General features: G+C 71.7%; 18 protein-coding genes. 8 read left to right on the top strand and 10 right to left on the bottom strand.

Going from position 1 to position 21,611, the window contains the following annotated elements; translation table 11 throughout:
• Positions 1–79: 79 nt before the first annotated feature.
• Positions 80–751, bottom strand: coding sequence for an HAD hydrolase-like protein (locus ACIODU_RS33025; RefSeq protein WP_356432344.1), 672 nt, complete (start codon positions 749–751; stop codon positions 80–82).
• Positions 752–821: 70 nt separating this feature from the next.
• A complete protein-coding gene (locus ACIODU_RS33020) occupies positions 822–1,328 on the bottom strand; it encodes a DUF6912 family protein (protein WP_401772713.1) in 507 nt (168 codons plus the stop codon).
• A 526-nt stretch (positions 1,329–1,854) separates the two neighbouring features.
• Between ACIODU_RS33020 and ACIODU_RS33015 the strand changes: the two genes are divergently transcribed.
• Positions 1,855–2,199 (top strand): Rv3235 family protein, encoded by a 345-nt coding sequence (locus tag ACIODU_RS33015; protein ID WP_327238678.1) that lies wholly within the window; start codon positions 1,855–1,857, stop codon positions 2,197–2,199.
• A gap of 101 nt (positions 2,200–2,300) precedes the next feature.
• On the opposite strand, the gene secA is transcribed toward ACIODU_RS33015, so the two are convergent.
• Positions 2,301–5,123 carry a preprotein translocase subunit SecA gene (secA, locus tag ACIODU_RS33010; RefSeq protein ID WP_356432340.1) on the bottom strand — a complete coding sequence of 941 codons (2,823 nt, stop codon included), beginning with the start codon at positions 5,121–5,123 and terminating at the stop codon, positions 2,301–2,303.
• A 240-nt stretch (positions 5,124–5,363) separates the two neighbouring features.
• Here secA and ACIODU_RS33005 point away from each other — a divergent pair, with 240 nt between their 5' ends.
• Together ACIODU_RS33005 and ACIODU_RS33000 are read left to right on the top strand one after the other, a co-directional pair.
• Positions 5,364–5,936: a GNAT family N-acetyltransferase gene (locus ACIODU_RS33005; RefSeq protein WP_401772709.1), complete on the top strand. Its 573-nt coding sequence runs from the start codon at positions 5,364–5,366 to the stop codon at positions 5,934–5,936.
• A gap of 65 nt (positions 5,937–6,001) precedes the next feature.
• Complete coding sequence (locus ACIODU_RS33000; protein ID WP_356432337.1) at positions 6,002–7,189, top strand: DNA glycosylase AlkZ-like family protein; 1,188 nt, start codon at positions 6,002–6,004, stop codon at positions 7,187–7,189.
• A gap of 68 nt (positions 7,190–7,257) precedes the next feature.
• On the opposite strand, the gene ACIODU_RS32995 is transcribed toward ACIODU_RS33000, so the two are convergent.
• The 7 genes from ACIODU_RS32995 to mtnA form a co-directional block, all read right to left on the bottom strand.
• On the bottom strand, positions 7,258–8,019 hold the full coding sequence (locus ACIODU_RS32995; RefSeq protein WP_161307283.1) for a response regulator transcription factor: 762 nt from the start codon (positions 8,017–8,019) through the stop codon (positions 7,258–7,260).
• A 210-nt stretch (positions 8,020–8,229) separates the two neighbouring features.
• On the bottom strand, positions 8,230–8,919 hold the full coding sequence (hpf, locus tag ACIODU_RS32990; RefSeq protein WP_356432333.1) for a ribosome hibernation-promoting factor, HPF/YfiA family: 690 nt from the start codon (positions 8,917–8,919) through the stop codon (positions 8,230–8,232).
• A gap of 315 nt (positions 8,920–9,234) precedes the next feature.
• Positions 9,235–9,957 (bottom strand): ComF family protein, encoded by a 723-nt coding sequence (locus tag ACIODU_RS32985; RefSeq protein ID WP_356432331.1) that lies wholly within the window; start codon positions 9,955–9,957, stop codon positions 9,235–9,237.
• 69 nt (positions 9,958–10,026) lie between these two features.
• Entirely contained in the window at positions 10,027–11,880 is a 1,854-nt protein-coding gene (locus ACIODU_RS32980) for an LpqB family beta-propeller domain-containing protein (protein ID WP_356432329.1), read from the bottom strand.
• Positions 11,870–13,921 carry an MtrAB system histidine kinase MtrB gene (gene mtrB / locus ACIODU_RS32975; protein ID WP_401772704.1) on the bottom strand — a complete coding sequence of 684 codons (2,052 nt, stop codon included), beginning with the start codon at positions 13,919–13,921 and terminating at the stop codon, positions 11,870–11,872. Before mtrB ends, ACIODU_RS32980 begins: the two co-directional genes overlap by 11 nt.
• A gap of 1 nt (position 13,922) precedes the next feature.
• Positions 13,923–14,600, bottom strand: a complete 678-nt coding sequence (gene mtrA / locus ACIODU_RS32970; RefSeq protein WP_003968748.1) for a two-component system response regulator MtrA — start codon at positions 14,598–14,600, stop codon at positions 13,923–13,925.
• 16 nt (positions 14,601–14,616) lie between these two features.
• Positions 14,617–15,765, bottom strand: coding sequence for an S-methyl-5-thioribose-1-phosphate isomerase (gene mtnA, locus ACIODU_RS32965; protein WP_356432325.1), 1,149 nt, complete (start codon positions 15,763–15,765; stop codon positions 14,617–14,619).
• 194 nt (positions 15,766–15,959) lie between these two features.
• On the opposite strand from mtnA, the gene ACIODU_RS32960 reads away from it, so the two are divergent.
• The 5 genes from ACIODU_RS32960 to ACIODU_RS32940 are packed head-to-tail and all read left to right on the top strand — an operon-like array spanning position 15,960 to position 21,432.
• Entirely contained in the window at positions 15,960–17,216 is a 1,257-nt protein-coding gene (locus tag ACIODU_RS32960) for a glycerophosphoryl diester phosphodiesterase membrane domain-containing protein (protein ID WP_356432323.1), read from the top strand.
• Positions 17,217–17,220: 4 nt separating this feature from the next.
• Positions 17,221–17,907, top strand: coding sequence for a DUF4129 domain-containing protein (locus ACIODU_RS32955; protein WP_401772699.1), 687 nt, complete (start codon positions 17,221–17,223; stop codon positions 17,905–17,907).
• Positions 17,904–19,109 carry a DUF4350 domain-containing protein gene (locus tag ACIODU_RS32950; protein WP_401772696.1) on the top strand — a complete coding sequence of 402 codons (1,206 nt, stop codon included), beginning with the start codon at positions 17,904–17,906 and terminating at the stop codon, positions 19,107–19,109. Before ACIODU_RS32955 ends, ACIODU_RS32950 begins: the two co-directional genes overlap by 4 nt.
• The gene (locus ACIODU_RS32945; RefSeq protein ID WP_401772694.1) at positions 19,106–20,110 is read left to right on the top strand and encodes an AAA family ATPase; all 1,005 of its coding nucleotides are present in this window, start codon (positions 19,106–19,108) and stop codon (positions 20,108–20,110) included. Before ACIODU_RS32950 ends, ACIODU_RS32945 begins: the two co-directional genes overlap by 4 nt.
• A gap of 11 nt (positions 20,111–20,121) precedes the next feature.
• Positions 20,122–21,432, top strand: a complete 1,311-nt coding sequence (locus ACIODU_RS32940; protein ID WP_401772691.1) for a DUF58 domain-containing protein — start codon at positions 20,122–20,124, stop codon at positions 21,430–21,432.
• Positions 21,433–21,611: the final 179 nt, after the last annotated feature.

Below are 21,611 nucleotides of genomic sequence, written 5' to 3'. Positions count from 1 at the left end.
ACGGGCAAACAAGCCCGTCCGGCGATTGAGGACATCGGTAACCCGCACCGCCCACCGGGCAGACGTCGGCGACCCGACCTCACCCCACCAGATCCTGCGCCACCGCCACCGCCTCCTCCAGGGAGTCCACCACCGGCACCCCCGCCACCACCAGACTCGTCCTGCTGTGCGACCCGCCCGTGTACAGCACCGCCCGCGCCCCCACATGCGCCGCCGCCACCGCGTCGTCCACCGCGTCGCCGATGACCACCGTGCGCCCGGGCGATATCGCGCCGACCGAGGCGAGGGCGACCAGATGGCGCTCCATGTGCAGCGCCTTGCTCCCCCCGGAGGGCCCCGTACGCCCGTCGACCCGTACGAAATGGCTCTCGATCCCGTACCCCCGCACCACGGGGACCAGCTCCTCGTGGCCGTACATGCTCAGCAGCGACTGACTCCGGCCCGCCCGCGTCCACCCCGCGAGCAGTTCCTCCACGCCGGCCGTCAGCGCGCAGCCGACGCGCCGCTCCGTGTAGTGCCGGTGGAAGGCCGCGTCCATGACGGTCCATTCGGCGTCCGTGGGCAGCCGGCCCATCAGCCGCTCGTAGAAGACCGGCACGGGCACGCAGTACAGCTCGCGGTAGCGCGCCAGGGTGATCGGCTCCAGCCCGATCTCGCCGAAGGCGGCGTTCGTCGCCCCGATGACGGCCTGGATGTCGTCGAGGAGTGTGCCGTTCCAGTCCCAGACCAGATGCGTGTTCTGCTTCCCCATGGCAAAACCGTACCGCCCGGCACCGACATCGGTGCAGTGGCCACGGGCCGTACGGGTCCCGGCGCCCCGCTCAGCCGATGAGGTGGTCGATCTCCTGGACGCCGTACCAGAGCAGTTCGTGGTCCTCGGCGCCGTCCACCACGAACTGCGCGTCGTCGTCGCCGTGATCCGCGGCGCCCAGCGCGGCGGCGGCGGCCGAGACGTCGGCGTCCGCGTCGTCCGCGTCGACGTGGACGGCGGCGGCCCCGGTGAGCGGCACGGCCGCGGCGATCCGCACCTCGCCGAGCCCCACGGAGTCCAGGCCGCGGTCCGGGTCGGCGACGGCTTCCCGGTCGGGGACGTCGACGGCGACGACCACCCGGCGGCGCGCGGCGGCCGGGTCCGCGGCGAGGAGGCGCAGGGAGGCGGCGGCGGCCCGGTTGAGGGCCGCGTACTCCAGCTCCTCGATGTCGTCGGAGACGTACCACTCGCGCAGCCCGGGGGTCACCGCGTAGGCCGTCAGCGGCCCGGGGCCCAGCTCGCCCGTCTTGTGCGCCTCCGCGAGACCGGGGAGGGTCGAGGGGACATAGACGCGCATGGGCTGACCGCTTTCCTAGTCGGGTGAGCGCTTAAGGATACGTGCGGGAATCCCTCGTGGGGGTGACGCGTACGAGGTCTCCCGGCGTCCACCCGGGAACCGTCCTCCCCGCCTCCACTGGGGCCGTACGGACCGCCCGTCACCCGGATAGGTGACATCGCGGCCGGGCGGCACGGCCACGGACGGCTCTTGCCACGGTCTCCCCGGGCCCGTAGAAGATCCCCATCACAAGTTACCGCCCGGTATTCGAAACCGGACGGGCAGAACGGGGGCGATCTGCGTGACCACGACAGAAACCACGACGGAGACCGGCACGGCGGCCACGGGCACGGGCGGGGCCGCGGGTACACCGGGCACAGGCCGGAGCGCGGGTACGCAGGGCACGGCAGGCACGGCGGAAGGGACCGGCGGCACGTGGGCCGCCGGAGTCAGCGGAACCAGGGGAGCCGCCTCGGCGACCGGCGGGACGAGGGCCGGCGGCCCGGGCAGGCCGCCCGGTCGGCGGGACCAGCGCAGGCCCGGCACCGTGGGGCCCCAGCGCCGCCGCCACGTCCCGCCCCACGAGCTGTTCGCGGAACGCCTGCTCGCCGTCCTCAGCGGCCGGCGGCCCGTCCACTGGATGCTCGGCCAGACCGTCGGACCGGCGTACGAGCAGCTCGTACGCCTCGCGCCCGGCACTCCGCTGCGCGCGCGGGGCGTGCACCCCGTCGTCCGTACCTGCCGGAGCTTCGAGCCGCGCCCCGGCGTCCTGGAGGCGTCCGCCAGCATCGCCGCCGGCGCACAGGTACGGGCCCTCGCCTTCCGGCTGGAGCGGGGCACCGACCTGCGCTGGCGGTGCGCGGCGGTCGAGCTGGGCGGCGACCGGACCTGAGCCGGGCATGAGCCGGACACGGGACCGGGCCGGGGCGCGCACCGCCTGTGTGCGCCCCGGCCCGGTTCGTCCGTCGTGGCCCCTCGGGGCCTCGTCAGGGCCTACTTCTTGCGACGGCGCCCGCCCTGCGTGCCGCCCTTCTGCGCCTTGCGGCGCTCCGCGCGCGTCAGCCCGTCCGACGTGGAGCGCGTCGGCCCGTCCGCGTTCTGGAAGTCGCCCTCGACGACACCGCCCTCGCCGTCCACCGTGGGAGCGGAGAAGTGCAGCCGGTCCGGCCGCTGCGGGGCGTCCAGGCCCTTGGCGCGGATCTCGGGACGCGTGGCGGGCACCTTGGCGTCCTTGGCGAGCGACGTACGCTCCGCCGCGTCCTGCACCGGGACCTCCTCGACCTGCTGCTCGACCTGGACCTCCAGGTTGAACAGGTAGCCGACGGACTCCTCCTTGATGCCCTCCATCATGGCGTTGAACATGTCGAAGCCCTCGCGCTGGTACTCGACCAGCGGGTCCTTCTGGGCCATCGCCCGCAGGCCGATGCCCTCCTGGAGGTAGTCCATCTCGTAGAGGTGCTCACGCCACTTGCGGTCCAGGACGGACAGCACGACGCGCCGCTCCAGCTCCCGCATGATGTCGGAGCCGAGCTGGTTCTCCCGGTCCTCGTACTGGTCGTGGATGTCGTCCTTGATGGACTCCGCGATGAACTCGGCGGTGATCCCCGCCCGGTCGCCGGCCGCCTCCTCCAGCTCCTCGACGGTGACCTTCACCGGGTAGAGCTGCTTGAAGGCGCCCCACAGCCGGTCCAGGTCCCACTCCTCGGCGAAGCCCTCGACGGTCTCCGCCTGGATGTACGCGTCGATCGTGTCGTCCATGAAGTGCCGCACCTGCTCGTGCAGGTCCTCACCCTCCAGGACGCGGCGGCGCTCGCCGTAGATGACCTCACGCTGCCGGTTGAGGACCTCGTCGTACTTGAGGACGTTCTTCCGCGTCTCGAAGTTCTGCTGCTCGACCTGCGACTGCGCCGAGGCGATCGCGCGCGTCACCATCTTGTTCTCGATGGGGACCTCGTCGGGGACGTTCGCCATCGACATGACGCGCTCGACCATCTGCGCCTTGAACAGCCGCATCAGGTCGTCGCCCAGCGACAGGTAGAAGCGGGACTCGCCCGGGTCGCCCTGACGCCCGGACCGGCCGCGCAGCTGGTTGTCGATACGGCGCGACTCGTGCCGCTCGGTGCCGAGCACGTACAGCCCGCCGAGGTCCTTGACCTCCTCGAACTCGGCCTGGACGGCCTTCTCGGCCTTCTCCAGCGCGGCGGGCAGGGCCGCGGCCCACTCCTCGACGTGCTCGACGGGGTCCAGGCCGCGCTGGCGCAGCTCCGCCTCCGCGAGGTCGTCGGGGTTGCCGCCGAGCTTGATGTCCGTACCACGGCCGGCCATGTTCGTGGCGACCGTGACCGCGCCCTTGCGGCCCGCCTGGGCGACGATCGTCGCCTCCCGGTCGTGCTGCTTGGCGTTGAGCACCTCGTGCTGCACGCCGCGCTTGCTGAGCTGCTGCGAGAGGTACTCGGACTTCTCGACCGAGGTGGTGCCGACCAGGATCGGCTGCCCCTTCTCGTGCTTCTCCGCGATGTCGTCCACGACCGCCGCGAACTTGGCGACCTCGGTGCGGTAGATCAGGTCGGACTGGTCCACGCGGACCATCGGCCGGTTCGTCGGGATCGGCACGACGCCCAGCTTGTAGATCTGGTGGAACTCGGCGGCCTCGGTCATGGCCGTACCGGTCATGCCGGAGAGCTTGCCGTAGAGGCGGAAGAAGTTCTGGAGGGTGATGGTCGCCAGGGTCTGGTTCTCGTCCTTGATGTCCACCCCTTCCTTCGCCTCGATCGCCTGGTGCATGCCCTCGTTGTAGCGGCGGCCGGCGAGGATACGGCCGGTGTGCTCGTCGACGATCATGACTTCGCCGTCGATGACGACGTAGTCCTTGTCCTTCTTGAAGAGTTCCTTGGCCTTGATCGCGTTGTTCAGGTAACCGACGAGCGGGGTGTTCACCGACTCGTACAGGTTGTCGATGCCCAGCCAGTCCTCGACCTTCGCGACCCCGGGCTCGTGGATGGCGACCGTGCGCTTCTTCTCGTCGACCTCGTAGTCGCCGGTCTCCTCGATGCCCTTGAGGGAGTTGCCGGCCTCCCCCTTGGCGAGGCGGGTGACGAGCTTGGCGAAGTCCCCGTACCACTTGGTGGCCTGGTCGGCGGGGCCGGAGATGATCAGCGGCGTACGGGCCTCGTCCACGAGGATCGAGTCGACCTCGTCGACGATCGCGTAGTTGTGACCGCGCTGGACCAGCTCTTCCTGGGACCACGCCATGTTGTCGCGCAGGTAGTCGAAGCCGAACTCGTTGTTCGTGCCGTACGTGATGTCGCACGCGTACTGCTCGCGGCGCTGCGCGGGCGTCATGTTGGCCAGGATGCAGCCGATGGTGAGGCCCAGGAACTTGTGGACGCGGCCCATCATCTCGGAGTCGCGCTCGGCCAGGTAGTCGTTCACCGTGATCAGGTGGACGCCCTTCCCGGACAGCGCGTTCAGATACGCGGGCAGCGTGCCGACGAGGGTCTTGCCCTCACCGGTCTTCATCTCGGCGACGTAACCGAGGTGCAGCGCGGCGCCACCCATCAGCTGGACGTCGTACGGACGCTGGCCGAGGACACGCCTGGCCGCCTCGCGGACGGTCGCGAAGGCCTCGGGAAGCAGGTCGTCCAGGCTCTCACCGTCGGCGTAGCGCTCTTTGTACTCGTCGGTGAGCGCCCGCAACTCGGCGTCGGAGAGGCTCTCGAAGTCCTCTTCGATGGAGTTGACCTGGTCCGCGATGCGGTGCAGTTTGCGCAGGATCTTGCCTTCGCCTGCACGCATGAGCTTGTTGAAGACGGACACTGAGGCTGGTCTCCTTGCCGGTCGGGCCTGGCACGTGGGTCGTATAGGAACACGGGCGCGGGCACGGCAGGCGGGCCCCACCGCATCGGCCATCGTAAGCGAGGACCCGCCTGCGCCGGGAGGGCCGCTCTCACGCAGGCCTGCTGTCACCCGCCATGAGAACGCGCGGGACGCGTGGAAGGTGCCGGTGAGACACGAAAAGTGCTCGCGCCACGGGCCGGCGATCACCAGAATCCGTACATGGAGCCCCTCACCCTCACGACCGAGCGCCTGACCCTGAGCACCTTCACGGCGGACGACACGGACGCCGTCTTCGAGGCCTGCCAGGACCCCGAGATCCGGCGCTGGACGACGATCCCCTCGCCGTACGCGCGCCATCACGCCGAACAGTTCGTGGGACGGCTGGTCCCGGACGGCTGGCGCGACGACACCGAGTACACCTTCGCCGTGCGGCGGGGCGGCAACGGGCCGCTGGTGGCCGCCGTCTCGCTGCACCACCCCAGGGCCGGGACCTGGGAGATCGGCTACTGGACGGCGAAGGAGCACCGGGGCCACGGCTACATGACGGAGGCCGTGACCGCGCTGACCAGGTTCGCCTTCACGACGCTGGGCGCGATACGGCTGGAGTGGCGCGCCGAGGTGGGCAACGCCGGCTCCCGCGCGGTGGCCGAGAAGTCGGGTTTTGTGATGGAGGGCACGCTGCGGGCGGGGCTGCTCAACAAGGGCACGCTGCGTGACTGCTGGATCGGCGCGGTGCTCCCGTCCGACGTCGGCCTGCCGGGCGCCCACCCGTACCTGCCCGCCCGGTCCTGAGCCGGCTCCCGCGGGCGTTCCCCTGCGGGCGGTCCGCTGTCAGTGCCGCCGTCTATCGTGCGGACATGACGACTGTGCCGCCCCCCGCCGCCGAGCTGTCCGCCGACGAGGCCCGCCGTATCGCGCTGCGCGCCCAGGGGTTCCTCGGCGCCCCGGACCGCCGGGGCGGGGTCCGGGGTGTGCTGCGCCACCTCGGGGCCGTCCAGCTGGACACGATCTCGGTGCTGGCCCGCTCGCACGAGCTGATCCCGTACGCGCGCCTGGGCGCGGTGGGCCGCAGGACCGTCGAGGAGGCGTACTGGACGCCCCCGGGCACGGACGCGGCGCCGCACGCCTTCGAGTACTGGTCGCACGCGGCCTGCATCCTCCCGATCGAGGAGTGGCCGCACTTCGCGTTCCGCCGGCGCGCCTACCGGGCCCGCCCGAACTGGTACCACGAGCTGGCGGACGGCGCGTACGAAGCGGTGATCAAGCAGCTGCGCGCGGAGGGCCCCCTGACCGCCACGGAGCTGGGCGGCGCCAAGAACGGCGGCCCCTGGTGGGACTGGTCCGAGGCCAAGGTCGCCGTCGAGCGGGCGCTGATGCACGGCGAGGTGGTCTGCACGGGCCGCCGGAGCTGGAAGCGGGTGTACGACCTGGCGGAGCGCGCCGTCCCCGATCATCTCCTCCACGACGACCTGGACGACACCGAGTGCCTTCGCCGGCTGGTCCGGCTCGCGGGCCGCTCGCTGGGCGTCGGCACCCGCGCGGACCTCGCGGACTACCACCGGCTCAAGGGCGAACAGGTCGACAGCGTGATCGCGGACTCGGGCCTGGTCCCGGTGACGGTCCAGGGCTGGGCGAAGCCCGCCTGGGCCGACCCGGAGGCGCTGGCGAGCCCGCCGAAGGGCCGGCACCGTACGACCCTGTTGTCCCCGTTCGACTCCCTGATCTGGGAGCGGGCGCGCACCGAGCGGATCTTCGGCTTCACCCACCGCCTGGAGGCGTACGTCCCCAAGCCCAAGCGGGTCTACGGCTACTTCGCGATGCCGCTGCTGTCCGGCGGCCGGCTGCTGGGCCGCGTCGACCCGGCGCGCGAGGGGCAGACGCTCGTCGCCAAGCACGTCTCCCTGGACACCCCGAAGGCCGTGCTCCCGATGGCCCTGGCGCTGCGCGAGGCGGCGGAGTGGGTCGGCTGCTCGGACGTACGGGTGGAGCGGGTCGACGCGCCGGAACTGCGCGGCGCCCTGGCGGCGGCGCTCACCACGCTCTGACGCGCCGGCGCGCGCACCGGCCGCCGGCGGATCCAGCAGATTCAGCGGACCAAGTCGACTCAGCGAACTCAGCGGATTTCGAGGATCTTCTCCCGCATCGCGTAGACCACGGCCTCCATCCTGGAGTGCAGTTGCAGCTTCTCCAGAATGTTGCGGACGTGGTTCTTCACGGTGTTCTCGGAGATGAACAACTCCTTGGCGATATCACGGTTGTTCATTCCCGTGGCGACGAGTTTGAGGACTTCCAGCTCCCGCTCGGTGAGACGCGGCGCGGGAACGAGTCTTCGTTCGTCGGAGCGCTGAATCATCGATTTGAACTCGGTCAGCAGCTTGGACGCCATGGAAGGGCTGATCTGGGACTGCCCGTCGGCCACCGCGCGAATGGCGGTGGCCACCTCGTCGGTGGAGATCTCCTTGAGGAGATAACCGGTGGCGCCCGCCTTGATGGCGTCGTAGAGGTCGGCCTCCTCGTCGCTGATCGTCAGCATGATGATTTTGGCACTGGGTGCCACCTCTTTGATGGAGGTGCAGGCCTCGATTCCGCCGCGCTTGGGCATCCGTACGTCCATCAGCACGATGTCCGGCAGCAGGTCGGCCGCCTTGTCGACGGCCTCCGCGCCGTCGCCGGCCTCCCCGATGACCTGGATGTCCTCCTCCTGGGCGAGGACGATCTCCAGGCCCCGGCGGAAGAGCGCGTGGTCGTCCACCACGAGGACCCTGATCGGCTCCTTGCGTGACCCGCCCCGGTCCGTGTCGGCGTCCGACCCCGGACCCCCGACCCTGTGGCCGGCGTCGTCCGTGTGGTGCACCGGCCCGAAGCTGTCCGCCATCGTTCCTCCCCCTGAGGGCCATGGCCCGAAGTTCATGAGTGCCGGCCAACCGCAGTTCGCAGACCACCTGTTGGCTTGCGACGCCATGATTTCATGCCCGGGCCCCGGAACGGTGACGCCGCCGCCACACGATGGTGCCCCTGAGGGCTCACGGAGTCCTCAAGGGCACCACCGGGGGGCATGTCTCAGCCGGATCCCGACCGTTCGGTCTCAGCCACCCAGCGCCCCGCCGGCGTCGCCGGCCCGCGACTCGGCCAACGGGTCCGTCTGGAGGTGGATGACCCCGTAGTCGTACGCGTGGCGCCGGTAGACGACGCTCGGTTCCTTGGTGTCGGAGTCGATGAACAGATAGAAGTCGTGGCCGACCAGCTCCATCTCGTAGAGCGCCTGGTCGAGCGACATGGGTGCGGCCACGTGGTTCTTCTCCCTGACCACCAGGGGGCCTTCGCCCTGCACCTCCAGCGAACCGATCCTGGTGGTGGGCACGGCGGCACGTACCTCGTCGGCGACCGTCGCTCCGTTCGCGTTCAACCGGGCCACCCCGGGAACGACGTCGGCGACCTCGGCCGCCGAAAGCCGCCCGGTCCCGCGGCGGTTGTGCCGCTTCTCGTGCTGCTTGCGCAGCCGCGCCTCCAGCTTCGTGGTGGCGAGGTCCAGGGCCGCGTACGGGTCTGCGGCCGCCGCCTCCGCCCTGATGACGGGCCCGCGGGAGTGGAGCGTGATCTCCACCCGGTCGCATGTGTTGGCCTGACGCGGGTTGTGCTCCTTCGAGACCTCGACGTCCAGGCTGATGACCTTGCCGTCGAGCTGCTGGATTCTCTCCAACTTCAGCTTCTCGGCCACGTGCTTCCGGAACCGCTCGGGCACCTCTGTTTTGCGGCCCTTGACGACGATGTCCACGCAGAACTCCGTTCCCGGATCACTCCGCCTCGTTGCGGAGTTACTCCCTGTTGCACCAGACCCCAGTAGTCACCGGAGCCTCGGACTTGGCGACTTTCACCTCCTCCTCCCCCGACGGCATGCTCCCCACTCCCCCGAATTTCCGAGGTGCTGAAAAACGCCGTAGCAGACCAGTGCATTCAGTGAGTCACGGCTTCCACCATTCCTCACAACCGAACATAGCTCGCCCGGACGGGTGTCGGCACCCGCTACCGGCATGTAGCTCCGTTCAGGTGATTCCCTTCCCCGTCCACCAGGAAGGATGCAAGATCGGCTTCAGTTCCGGTTTATTTCGAAGGACAGCGGCGGCGCGGCCACCACCGCCGCGCTCACCTGCGCGTATCCCGGGATGCCTGGCCGGGTGCCGGCCCGCACCGCCCGCGCCGCCTCGACCAGCGAGGCGCCCGTGGTCATGAGATCGTCCACCAGCACCACCCTGCCGCCCTCCAGCAGCCGCGCGCCGCCGACCGCGACCTCCAGGGCTCCGGACAGGTTCGCCAGCCTCTGAGGGGCGCCCAGGGCCGCCTGGTCGGCGACCGCGCGCCGCTGCCGCAGCACCGGCAGCACCCGGGCGGAGCGGCCCGCCCGCCGCAGCTCGGCCGCGGCGGCCAGCGCCGTACGCCGCGTGGCGTCGTGCCCCCGCGCACCGACCGCGCGCCGGGACGACGGCACCGGGACGAGCAGCAGCGGCCCCACGCCCGTACCGGGCGGCACAGCGGCCTGTACGGCGCCCGCCAGCGCCCTGCCCAGCGGACCGGCCAGCCCGAGCGCGCCGCGCTCCTTGTGCGCCAGCAGCACCGCCCGTACCGCGTCCTCGTACGGCGCCGCGGCGTGCACCGCAGGCAGTCCGGGCGGCTCCGGCACCGGCCTGACCCGGCACGGCCACATCCCGTACAGCGCCCGCCGGCAGTCCTCGCACAGCGGAGTCCTGGGGCTGCCGCAGCCGCCACAGGCGACCGGAAGCACCAGGCCGGTGATCTCCCGCCACCACCCCCGCATGGCACTCACTGTGCCAACGCCGGAGGCACCCGGCCACCCCTGTGGACAACCAGATCGGGCAAAGTCCGCTCAGCCCGGGTAGACGGGCGAGGAACCGGCCGGCACGACCGTCTGCCAGTTCGCCCCGGTGGGCAGCCGTACGATCCCGGCGTCCTCGGAATCGGCGACCAGCGGCTGCTGCTCGTCGTCCGCCGCCGCGATCGCCGTCACCTGGTTCAGCCCGGGCAGCACGCTCGCCGCCGACGTCGACCCGTCGGTCTGGAGGTAGCGCACCTGCTGGACCCCGCCGGCCTCCTTGCCGACCACCACCAGCCGGCTGGGACCCGCCCACGACACGGCGGTGACCGTGTCCATCTGCGGGGCCGCCGCCTGGAGTTCCACCACGGACACCTGCGTGTCGGCGCCGGAGCCGTGCCGCTCCACCCGGCCGATCTGGAGGGTGGTCCGCCCGTCCTTGGACAGCAGCAGCGCGATCCGCACTCCGTCGGCCGACACCCGCAGCGCCTCCACCCGCGCGCCGCCGAGACCGTCGACCGTGACCTCCCGCGGGGTCCCCGCGCCGTCCGCCAGCCGGAGCAGCCGCGGCTTGGCGGGGTCGCGGTCCGCGACCCACAGGTCGCCGTGCCCGTCCCAGCTCGGCGCGGACAACCGGTCCTTGGCACCGACGCCCTGACTGGTCACCAGCGGCTGCCCCAGCTCGCCCGCCGCCATCACGGGCGCCACGTAGAGCGACTTGGAACCGTTGGTGACCGCCGCCGCCCGCCGCTCGTCCCTGGCCACCGCGACCGAGTCGAGCTTCACCGTGCCGTCGCCGAACGGCCCCCTGACCCGGCTCTGTTCGGAAGAACCGTCGCCGCCGGACGCGAGCAGCGACAGCCGCCCCTCCTGGTCGACGAAGTACGGCGTGTCGGCCCGGCCCGCGCTGTGGTCCGGGGCGAACTCGTCCGCCTGGTCGCCGTCCAGGACACACAGCGAGGAACCGTTCGCCAGCAGCTCGACCCGCCCCACCGGCGTCGACGTCAGGTCCCGCAGCGTGAAGAGCAGTTGCGCCGCCATCTTCCGGCACTGGTCGGGACCCACCCTGGCCGCCTTGTCGTTCAACGGCACCTTCAGCCCGTTCCGGTCGTCGAACTCCAGCGTCCGGGTGCCCTTGCGCAACGCCGTACCGGTCGGGAACGGCGAATCCACCACCGGCTTCAACCAGTTCGTCGGCCCGTCCAGCAGCGCCTTGACCGCCTGCGTGACCGGGTCCATCCGCGTCGTGGGGTCTATTCGCTGCCGGATGTAGACCGGATCGGCCACCAGCCAGCTCTCCCCCGAGGCGAAGTAGTACTTGTTCACCGAGCGGTAGTTCCGCTGGAAGTCCGACTCCCCGAGCACCAGGCCCTGCGGCAGGTCGTCGATCCGCCACTCCTTGCCCTCGGAGCCGACGTTCTGCTGCACCAGATGGATCGTGCCCGTGTACGGGACCGGCGCGACCTGCTCGTACGAGTGCGAGGAGTCCACGTCGGCGATCTGGTCGCCGTACAGCTGGAACGTCTTCCCCGACGGCTCCGCGCCGTCCGGCTGCTTGGGCGCCGCCGCCGCGGGCGCGTCCCGCAGGACCGTCGTACCGGCCTCCGGCTGCCAGGCCTTCGACCGCTGGTCCGTCAGGTACTTCCTGGCCATCGCGAAGTCGGGATCGTCACTGGTCATGGCCTCCAGGAAGCCGTCCACGATCTCGTCGGGAGCGGCCTTCGCGCGCGGCGGCACCGCGTACACGCGCACCTGCGACTCGCCCCCGCGCGGGGACGCCTTCACCGGCTCCACGTCCCCGCTGTCCGGGATCGACGCACATCCCGCCAGCAGCAGAGCGGCGGTCCCCAGCACCACGGGCACCCTCACCGCACCTCCCCGGCCCTGACGGCCGCGGTCAGCGCCCACGTGTGTCCTCCCGCTCCGAAGCCTTGCGCAGTGGATCGTCGCCGTCACCGGCGCCGTCGGCCGGACGCTCGCCCGCCGGCCGCGCCACCACCCGCGCCCCGCTGCCCGGCAGGGCCGTCGGATCGACCGCCGCCCCCGTGGGCGGCGGCGCCGCCAGATGGGGCGGTACGGGCAGCGCGGAACGGTCGCCGCGCGGCTGCGACGGCACACTCATCAGCCGCTGCGCCTGTTCGCTGCGCTGCTCGGCGGCGGCCCGCTCACGGTTGCGCCGCGAGTCCTCGGGCTCCAGCGGTATCGGCGAGCCGCGCAGCGACTCGTCCGCCGTACGCGGCAGCGTCAGCCGGAACTGCGATCCGCCGCCCGGCTCGCCCCAGGCCTGCAACCAGCCGCCGTGCAGCCGCGCGTCCTCGACGGCGATCGACAGCCCCAGCCCGGTGCCGCCGGTGGTACGGGCACGGGCCGGGTCGGCCCGCCAGAAACGGTTGAACACCCGCGTCGCCTCGCCGGGCTTGAGCCCCACCCCGTAGTCGCGCACCGCGACCGCGACGGCGCCGCCGGCCACCGCCATGCGCACGATCACGTCCTTGCCCTCGCCGTGCTCGACCGCGTTGACCAGCAGGTTCCGCAGCACCCGCTCGACGCGGCGGGCGTCGGCCTCGGCCACGACGGGCTGCGCGTCCCCGAGGACCCGGATCCTGCTGCCCTTGTGCTCGGCCAGCGGAGCCGCCCCGCCGATGACCCGGCGCACAACCTCCCGCAGGTCTATCGGCTCCGCCTCCAGCGCGGCGGCCCCCGCGTCGAAGCGGCTGATCTCCAGCAGGTCCGAGAGCAGCGACTCGAAGCGGTCCAGCTGGTCCCCGAGCAGCTCCGCCGAGCGGGCCGTCACCGGATCGAAGTCGGCGCGCGCGTCGTGGATGACGTCGGCGGCCATCCGTACGGTCGTCAGCGGCGTCCGCAGCTCGTGCGACACGTCGGAGACAAAGCGCCGCTGCATGCGGGACAGCTCCTCCAGCTGCTGGATCTTGAGCTGGAGGTTCTGCGCCATCTTGTTGAAGGCCTCACCGAGCCGGGCGATGTCGTCCTCGCCGGTGACCTTCATCCGCTCCTGGAGCCGGCCGGTGGAGAGCCGCTCGGCGATCCCCGCGGCCATCCGCACCGGTGTGACCACCTGGCGCACCACCAGCCAGGCGATGGCCCCGAGCAGCACGATCACGAACAGCCCGGCGGTGGCGAGCGTGCCCTTGACCAGGTTCAGCGACTGCTCCTCCTGCGTCAGCGGGAAGAGGTAGTACAGCTCGTACGCCTTGCCGTCGGGGTCGTTCAGCCGCTTGCCGATCACCAGCCCCGGCTCGGGCGCCCGCGCCTCCGTGGCGTCGGTGTACCTGATCTGCGCGTACACCTGGAAGGGCTCGGTGCCCCGGGCCACCGCGTCGCGCAGGTCCGCGGGGATGCTGGTGAAGTCCACGCCGTTCGACGCGCGCGGCGCGCGGCTGGTGGACACCGCGTCGTCCTGCGAGTCGGCGCTCAGCGCCACCACGTTGAACGCCCCGGGACCGCCGCTGGCCAGCTGCTCGACCAGCTCGGTCCGCCAGTTCACCGAGTTCTTCCCCTGGACGCCGCCGGAACCGTCGGCACCCTGCTTGCCGGGCGCCGACGGCGCGTCGGCGATCTCCTTGGCCACCGTGAAACCACCGGCGGCCTGGCTCTGCGCCGCCTTCTCCTTGGCTTCGAGCAGGCCGTTGCGCATCTGCCCGATGACCACGAACCCGAGCAGCAGCACCACGCCGAGCGACATCAGCAGCGTGGCCGCGACCACCCGCAGCTGGATGTTGCGCCGCCAGAGCCGTACGGCGGGCAGCAGCGGACGCCGCACCCACCTCACCAGCAACCGCAGCACAGGGCCGCCCGGCGAGCCGTCCTGGAGCAGCCTGCCGTCCCGGAACAGCCGGCCGAAGCGCGCGAACGCACGCCCGGGGCCGGCAGCCCGCCCCGCACGGACTCCCGGCTCCCCGGGCTTCGGAGCAGCGCTGCCGCCGGTCATGTCAGCTCGGTCCTGCCTTGTAACCGACGCCCCGGACGGTCACCACGATCTCCGGGCGCTCCGGGTCCTTCTCGACCTTGGAGCGCAGCCGCTGGACGTGCACGTTCACCAACCGGGTGTCGGCCGCGTGCCGGTACCCCCACACCTGCTCCAGGAGGACCTCACGCGTGAACACCTGCCACGGCTTACGGGCCAGCGCGACCAGCAGATCGAACTCGAGCGGCGTCAGGGCGATCGACTGCCCCTCCCGCTTCACCGAGTGACCCGCCACGTCGATCACCAGATCGCCGATGGTCAGCTGCTCCGGCGCGGGCTCCTCGGAGCGCCGCAGCCGCGCCCTGATACGGGCCACCAGCTCCTTGGGCTTGAACGGCTTGACGATGTAGTCGTCGGCCCCCGACTCCAGCCCGACCACCACGTCGACCGTGTCGCTCTTGGCGGTGAGCATCACGATCGGCACCCCGGACTCGGCCCTGATCAGCCGGCACACCTCGATCCCGTCCCGGCCGGGCAGCATGAGATCCAGCAGCACCAGATCCGGCTTGGCCTCACGGAAGGCGGCCAGCGCCTTGTCACCGTCCGCTACGAACGACGGTTCGAACCCTTCACCACGCAGCACAATCCCGAGCATCTCGGCCAGTGCGGTGTCGTCATCGACGACAAGGACGCGTCCCTTCATATCGACATCATCCCATTTATCTAATCGTTACCCGGCGTGACCTGGCACACAGCTCCGCGATTCCGTCCCCGGTCACCGGGGACAGCGCGCCGTATTCGGTGACGAGCGCCGTCACCAGTTCTGGGGGCGTGATGTCGAACGCCGGGTTGTACGCCTGCGTTCCCAGCGGCGCCACCGGCATCCCACTCCCCGCCTCCACTCCCGCCACCGCCGTCTGCGGCGCCGTGAGCTCCGTCACTTCCTGCCCCGGTCGCAGCTCCACCTCGATCGACGCCCCGTCCGGGGTACCGAGGTCGATCGTCGTGGTCGGGGCGACCACCACGAACGGCACATGGTGATATGCCGCCAGCACCGCGAGCGGATAGCTCCCGATCTTGTTCGCCACCGAACCGTCGGCCGCGATCCGGTCCGCGCCGATGAGGACGGCGTCGACCTCACCCGCGGCGAAGAGCGAACCGGCGGCGTTGTCCGTCAGCAAGGTGTACGCCATCCCGCTGCGCGCCGCCTCGTACGCCGTCAGCCGGGAACCCTGCAACAGCGGACGCGTCTCGTCCACCCACAGCCGCCGCAACCGGCCGGCCCGGTGGGCCGACAGCGCCACGGCGAACGCCGTGCCCTCCCCGCCGGAGACGAGCGCCCCGGTGTTGCAGTGGGTCAGGATCCGGTGATTGCCACCTGGCAGCAACTCATCGAGGAGCGTAAGCCCAAAACGCGCCATCTGCGCGCTGGCCTCGGCATCCTCCCGGTGCAGCAGCCTGGCCTCGGCGAGCGCCGCCGCGGCCGCCCCCTCCAGATCGGCGCCCCCGTCGGCCGCCGCCCGGTACGCGTCCCGGGCCCGCCGCACCCCGTACCCGAGGTTCACCGCGGTGGGCCGCGCCTGCGCCAGGATCTCCGCCGCGTCCTCCACGTCGAAACCCCGCACCGCGGCCAGCGCCACACCGTAGGCACCCGCGATCCCCAGGAGCGGCGCCCCGCGCACCGCCAGCGTCCGGATCGCCCGCACCAGCGCGGGCACGTCCGTGCAGACCAGCTCGGCCTCCTCCACCGGAAGTCTCGTCTGGTCGAGAAGGACCAGTACCGGGCCCTCCGGCGGCTCGTCCCAGCGGATCGACGAAAGCATGGACGGCTCCGGGCCGGCCGGGGTTGGTACGTACTGATCAGCCATCCGCCCAGTCTGCCCGCTCCACCACCCAACATGAAGGCAGGAATCGAGGTGAGAAGGAGATACAACCCCAGGTCCACCGACGGGCAACGCGTGGCACGATGGCTGCCAGCCCGCCGTCCCGTACCGCGGACAGGCACCTTCGAAGCGCCGGCTCGCCGAGCCGGCCCCACAACCAAGCCACGAGGTGGACGACCGTGAACGACACTCCGGGCTGGGCCTCGCCCGGATCCGCCCCGTCCGACGGCCAGGACGCTTCCGTTCCGCGGCCGGCCGAACCCGCCGACGACACCGGTACTTCCGCCAAGTGGTCCAAGACCCAGCCGCCCGCCGGCCAGTGGTCCCCGCCCAGCGCCCCGCCCCCCGGCCAACCCGGGCCCACCGTGCCCGGCCCCAACCCCGGCTGGGGTTCCGGCTGGGGCGCGCCCGGCCAGGGCGGCGGCCCGGGTCCCGCGTGGGGCCGCCCGCCCGCCGCCAAGCCCGGCGTGATCCCGCTGCGCCCGCTCGGTGTCGGCGAGATCCTCGACGGCGCGGTGTCCACCCTGCGCGCCCACTGGCGCACAGTGCTGGGCTTCACCCTCGCCGTCGCCGTCGTCACGCAGATCTGCGACATACTCGTCGTCCGCTACCTGGTCCCCGAACCCCAGCAGGTCGACCCGGAGGCAACCCCCTCCGAAGCACTCCGCCAAGCCGGCGACTCCCTCCGGGACAGCGTGTTCTCCCTGGCCCCCACGATGGTCATCACCCTGCTCGGCACCCTCTTCACCACCGCCGTCCTGACGATGGTCGTCAGCCGCTCCATCCTCGGACGCCCCGTCACCCTCTCCGAAGCGTGGCAGGAGGCCCGCCCCCGGCTCATGCAACTGCTCGGACTGACCTTGCTGTTGCCCCTGGCCGCCGTCGTGATCATGGGCATCGGCGTGGCCCCCGGCATCCTGGTGGGCTCCACCGCCGGCGTCCTCCTCGCCATCCTGGGCGGACTGGCCGCGCTGGTCGTCATCTCGTGGCTGATGGTCCGCTTCGCCCTCGCCTCCCCGGCCCTGATGCTCGAACGCCAGGGTGTCGCCGCGTCGCTGCGCCGCTCCGCCAAGCTCGTCAAGGGCTCCTGGTGGCGGATCTTCGGCATCCAGTCGCTGACCCTGCTGCTGACGTTCCTCGTCGCGATGATCGTCTCCATCCCGTTCGCGATCATCGCCCTGGCCGCGGACGGCGCCGGCATCGACGGTCTCGTCTCCGGCTCCAGCCCCGAGTACGGCTGGACCTACCTGATCATCACCGGCGTCGGCGCGGTCATCTCCTCCTCGATCACCTACCCGATCTCCGCGGGGGTGACCGTGCTCCTCTACGTCGACCAGCGCATCCGCCGCGAAGCTCTCGACCTCGAACTGGCGCGCGCCGCCGGCCTGACGGGCAACGGCACCACCGCACCGGGTACCGAGACCCCCGGGAGCTGACGGGGTGTCGATCACGGGGGGCTCGGCAACAGCACGCGCGGTACTCGGCACGGCGGACGGTCCCGTGGACCCGTCCCGCCTGCCCGCCCGTGAGGCGGCGGAGCGGGAGCTGTCGAAACCGATGTACCACGAGAACGACCCGAACCTCCTCCAGCGCGCGATGAACCGCTTCTGGGAGTGGGTGGGCGACCTCCTCTCCTCCGTCTCCGGCGCGGCCCCCGGCGGCCTGCTCGGCCTCGTCGTCATCCTGCTGGCCGTCACGGCCCTGGTGGCCGCGCTCTGGTGGCGGCTGGGCACCCCCCGGCGCACCCCCGCCCGGCCCGGCTCGCTCTTCGACGACCGGCCCCGCAGCGCCGCGGAACACCGCACCGCCGCCGACACGCACGCCGCCACGGGACGCTGGAACCAGGCCGTCCAGGAGCGGATGCGCGCCATCGTCCGCTCCCTGGAGGAACGGACCCTGCTCGACCCCCGCCCCGGCCGCACGGCCGACGAGGCCGCCACCGAGGCAGGACGCGCCCTCCCCGCCCACGCGGACCGACTGCGCGCCGCCGCCCGGGAGTTCGACGACGTCACATACGGCGGCCGCACCACGGACCAGCAGGCGTACCTGCGCATCCGGGAACTCGACCTCGACCTGGAACAGGCCAAGCCGCAGCTGAGCAACGCCGCCGGGGGAACGGCCACATGACCCTCACCACCAGCCCCACCTCCCTGGCCCTCACCCCCCGCCAGATCTGGACCCGCGGGCGAGGACTCCTCCTCGCCCTGGTCATCCTCCTGGCGGCGGGAACGGTCATGGCCGCCCTCCGCTCCGGCGACCAGCACGGCCGCCTCGACCCCCGCTCCGCCGACGCCCTCGGCAGCCGGGCCGTGGCCGAACTCCTCAAGAACGGCGGAGTCTCCACCGACGTCGTCACCACCCTCGACGAAGCCACCGCCGCCGCCCGCCCCGACACCACACTCCTGGTCGCCGCCCCCGAACTGCTGACCCCCTATCAGCAGGAGACCCTGAACGCCGCGACGACGTCCTCCGGCGGCCGCACCGTCCTGCTCGGCGCCGGCCCCTACTCCGCCGACGCCCTCGCCCCCGGCGTCCGCACGCACACCCCCGCCGAGGTCACGGCCCGCGCACCCGACTGCTCCCTGCCCGCCGCCCTCCGGGCCGGCCCGGTCGACATCGGCGGCGAGCGCTACAGCACCGACTCGCCCGGCGCCGAGGCCTGCTACCCGGTGAACGGGGCACCGACCCTGCTCGTCCTGACCGGCCAGAACGACGGCGACACCGTCCTGCTCGGCTCTCCCGACCTCCTCTACAACGAGCGCCTCGACCAGCAGGGCAACGCGTCGCTGGCCCTTCAACTCCTCGGCTCCCGGCCTCATCTCGTCTGGTACCTCCCTTCGCTCAGTGATCCCACCTCTTCCGAGGGCTCCGGCACCGACCGCGCGGCCGGCGGCGAGAGCGGCTTCCTCGACCTGATCCCCTCCGGCTGGCTCTGGGGCGCCTTCCAGCTCTTCCTCGCCGCCCTGCTCGCCGCCGTATGGCGCGGCCGCCGACTCGGCCCCCTCGTCGCTGAACGGCTCCCCGTCGCCGTCCGCGCCTCGGAGTCCACCGAGGGCCGCGCCCGCCTCTACCGCAAGGCGAACGCCCGCGACCACGCGGCCTCCGTCCTGCGCGCCGCGTCCCGCGACCGCCTCGCCCCCCTCCTCGGCGTGCCCCCCGGCAGGGCCCATCTCGCCGAGATCCTGCTTCCGGCGGTCTCCGTCCGACTCCCGGACACCGCACTGGACCCGCACACGCTGCTCTTCGGGCCGGCCCCGGCCGACGACAGCGCCCTCATCCGCCTGGCGGACCAACTCGACGCCCTCGAAAGAGAGGTACGTACCTCATGAGTGCCCCGACCGCAGAGACCGCAGAAGAGACCGCGGAGCCCACCGCGAACGCGGCGAAGGCCCGCGCCTCCCTGGAGGCCCTGCGCACCGAGATCGCGAAGGCGGTGGTCGGCCAGGACCCCGCCATCACCGGACTGGTCGTCGCACTCCTGTGCCGCGGCCACGTACTCCTCGAAGGAGTCCCCGGTGTCGCGAAGACCCTTCTCGTACGGGCACTCGCCGCCTCACTGGAACTCGACACCAAGCGCGTCCAGTTCACCCCTGACCTGATGCCGAGCGACGTCACCGGCTCCCTTGTCTACGACGCCCGGACCGCCGAGTTCTCCTTCCAGCCGGGACCCGTCTTCACCCACCTGCTGATCGCGGACGAGATCAACCGCACCCCGCCCAAGACCCAGTCGTCGCTTCTGGAGGCGATGGAGGAGCGCCAGGTCACCGTCGACGGCACGGCGCGCATGCTGCCCGACCCGTTCCTCGTCGCCGCGACACAGAACCCGGTCGAGTACGAGGGCACGTACCCCCTGCCCGAAGCCCAGCTCGACCGCTTCCTCCTGAAGCTGACCGTGCCGCTGCCCTCCCGCGACGACGAGATCAGCGTCCTGACCCGTCATGCCGAAGGCTTCGACCCGCGCGATCTCCGGGCCGCCGGGGTGCGGCCCGTCGCCGGGCCGGCCGACCTGGAAGCAGCGCGCGCCGCCGTCGCCAGGACGTCCGTCTCACCCGAGATCGCGGGCTATGTCGTCGATATCTGCCGTGCCACGCGTGATTCCCCCTCGCTCACCCTCGGCGCCTCCCCGCGAGGCGCCACCGCTCTGCTGTCCACCGCCCGGGCCTGGGCCTGGCTCACCGGCCGTGACTACGTCATACCGGACGACGTGAAGGCTCTCGCCCTGCCCACGCTCCGTCATCGCGTCCACCTGCGGCCCGAGGCGGAAATGGAAGGCGTCACCGCCGATTCCGTCATCACCGCGATCCTCGCCCATGTCCCCGTCCCCCGATGAGGCGATGACCCGTGGCCCTCACCGGACGAACAGCGCTCCTCGCCGCCCTGGGCACGCTGCCCGTCGGGATCCTCGCCCCCAGCTGGGCGGGGATCCTCGCCGTCAACGCGCCTCTCTCACTCGCAATTCTGTGCGACTACGCCCTCGCGGCGCCAGTGAGATCGCTCCAATTCACCCGAAGTGGTGACACTTCAGTTCGACTCGGCGAGAGCGCGGAAGTCCAGCTGACCGTCACCAACCGCTCGACCCGGCGCCTGCGCGCCCACCTCCGTGACGCCTGGCCGCCCAGCAGCTGGCCGACCGGTGCCGAACAGGCCGCGTCCCGCCACGAGTTGACCGTCCCCGCCGGCGAACGCCGCCGCCTCACCACGTTCCTCCAGCCCACCCGCCGGGGCGACCGGCACGCCGAGCGCGTCACCGTACGCTCGCTCGGTCCGATGGGCCTGGCGGCCCGCCAGAGCAACCACGAGGTCCCCTGGGCACTCCGCGTCCTGCCGCCCTTCACCAGCCGCAAGCACCTGCCCTCCCGGCTGGCCCGCCTGCGTGAACTCGACGGCAGGACCAGCGTCCTGATCCGCGGCCAGGGCACCGAGTTCGACAGCCTCCGCGACTACGTGCCGGGAGACGACACCCGCTCCATCGACTGGCGGGCGACCGCGCGCCAGTCGGCTGTCGCGGTACGCACCTGGCGCCCCGAGCGGGACCGGCACATCCTCATCGTCCTCGACACCGGCCGCACCTCGGCCGGCCGGGTGGGCGACGTCCCCCGCCTGGACGCCGCCATGGACGCTACCCTCCTCCTGGGCGCACTGGCCGCCCGCGCCGGGGACCGGGTGGACCTCCTGGCGTACGACCGCCGCGTCCGCGCCCAGGTCCAGGGCAGGGCCGCGGGCGACCTCCTGCCCTCCCTCGTGAACGCCCTCGCCCCGCTCGAACCCGAGCTGGTGGAGACAGACGCCCGCGGCCTCGGTTCGGCGATCTTGAAGAGCGCCCCACGCCGCTCCCTGATCGTGCTGCTGACAAGCCTCGACGCGGCCCCCATCGAAGAGGGCCTGCTCCCCGTCCTCCCGCAGCTCACCCAACGGCACACCGTGCTGGTGGCCTCGGTCTCCGACCCGTACATCGAGAAGATGAGCGCGGGAAGGGGCACAGTGGACGCGGTGTACGAAGCTGCCGCCGGCGCCCAGTCACAGGCCCAACGCCGCCGCACGGCAGAACAGCTCCAGCGCCACGGGGTCACGGTCGTGGACGCGACGCCCGACAAACTCGCTCCCGCGCTGGCGGACGCATACCTGGCGCTCAAGGCCGCCGGCCGCCTCTGAGCCACTGCCAGCCCTGGAACGCAAGAAAGGCCCCGACGATGCCGGGGCCTTTTTCTTCTCTTCGAGCCGCTGACGCGGATTGATCCGGAACGCAGGAATGCCCTGTACCAGAAGGTACAGGGCATTCCCACGATCAAAGATTGTTCGGCGGCGTCCTACTCTCCCACAGGGTCCCCCCT

It is taken from the genome of Streptomyces sp. NPDC088261, assembly GCF_044740805.1.
In the GTDB taxonomy this organism is placed as follows: domain Bacteria; phylum Actinomycetota; class Actinomycetes; order Streptomycetales; family Streptomycetaceae; genus Streptomyces.
Note: the sequence above shows the minus strand (reverse complement) of the source record. Positions and strands in the feature narration are given on the sequence as shown.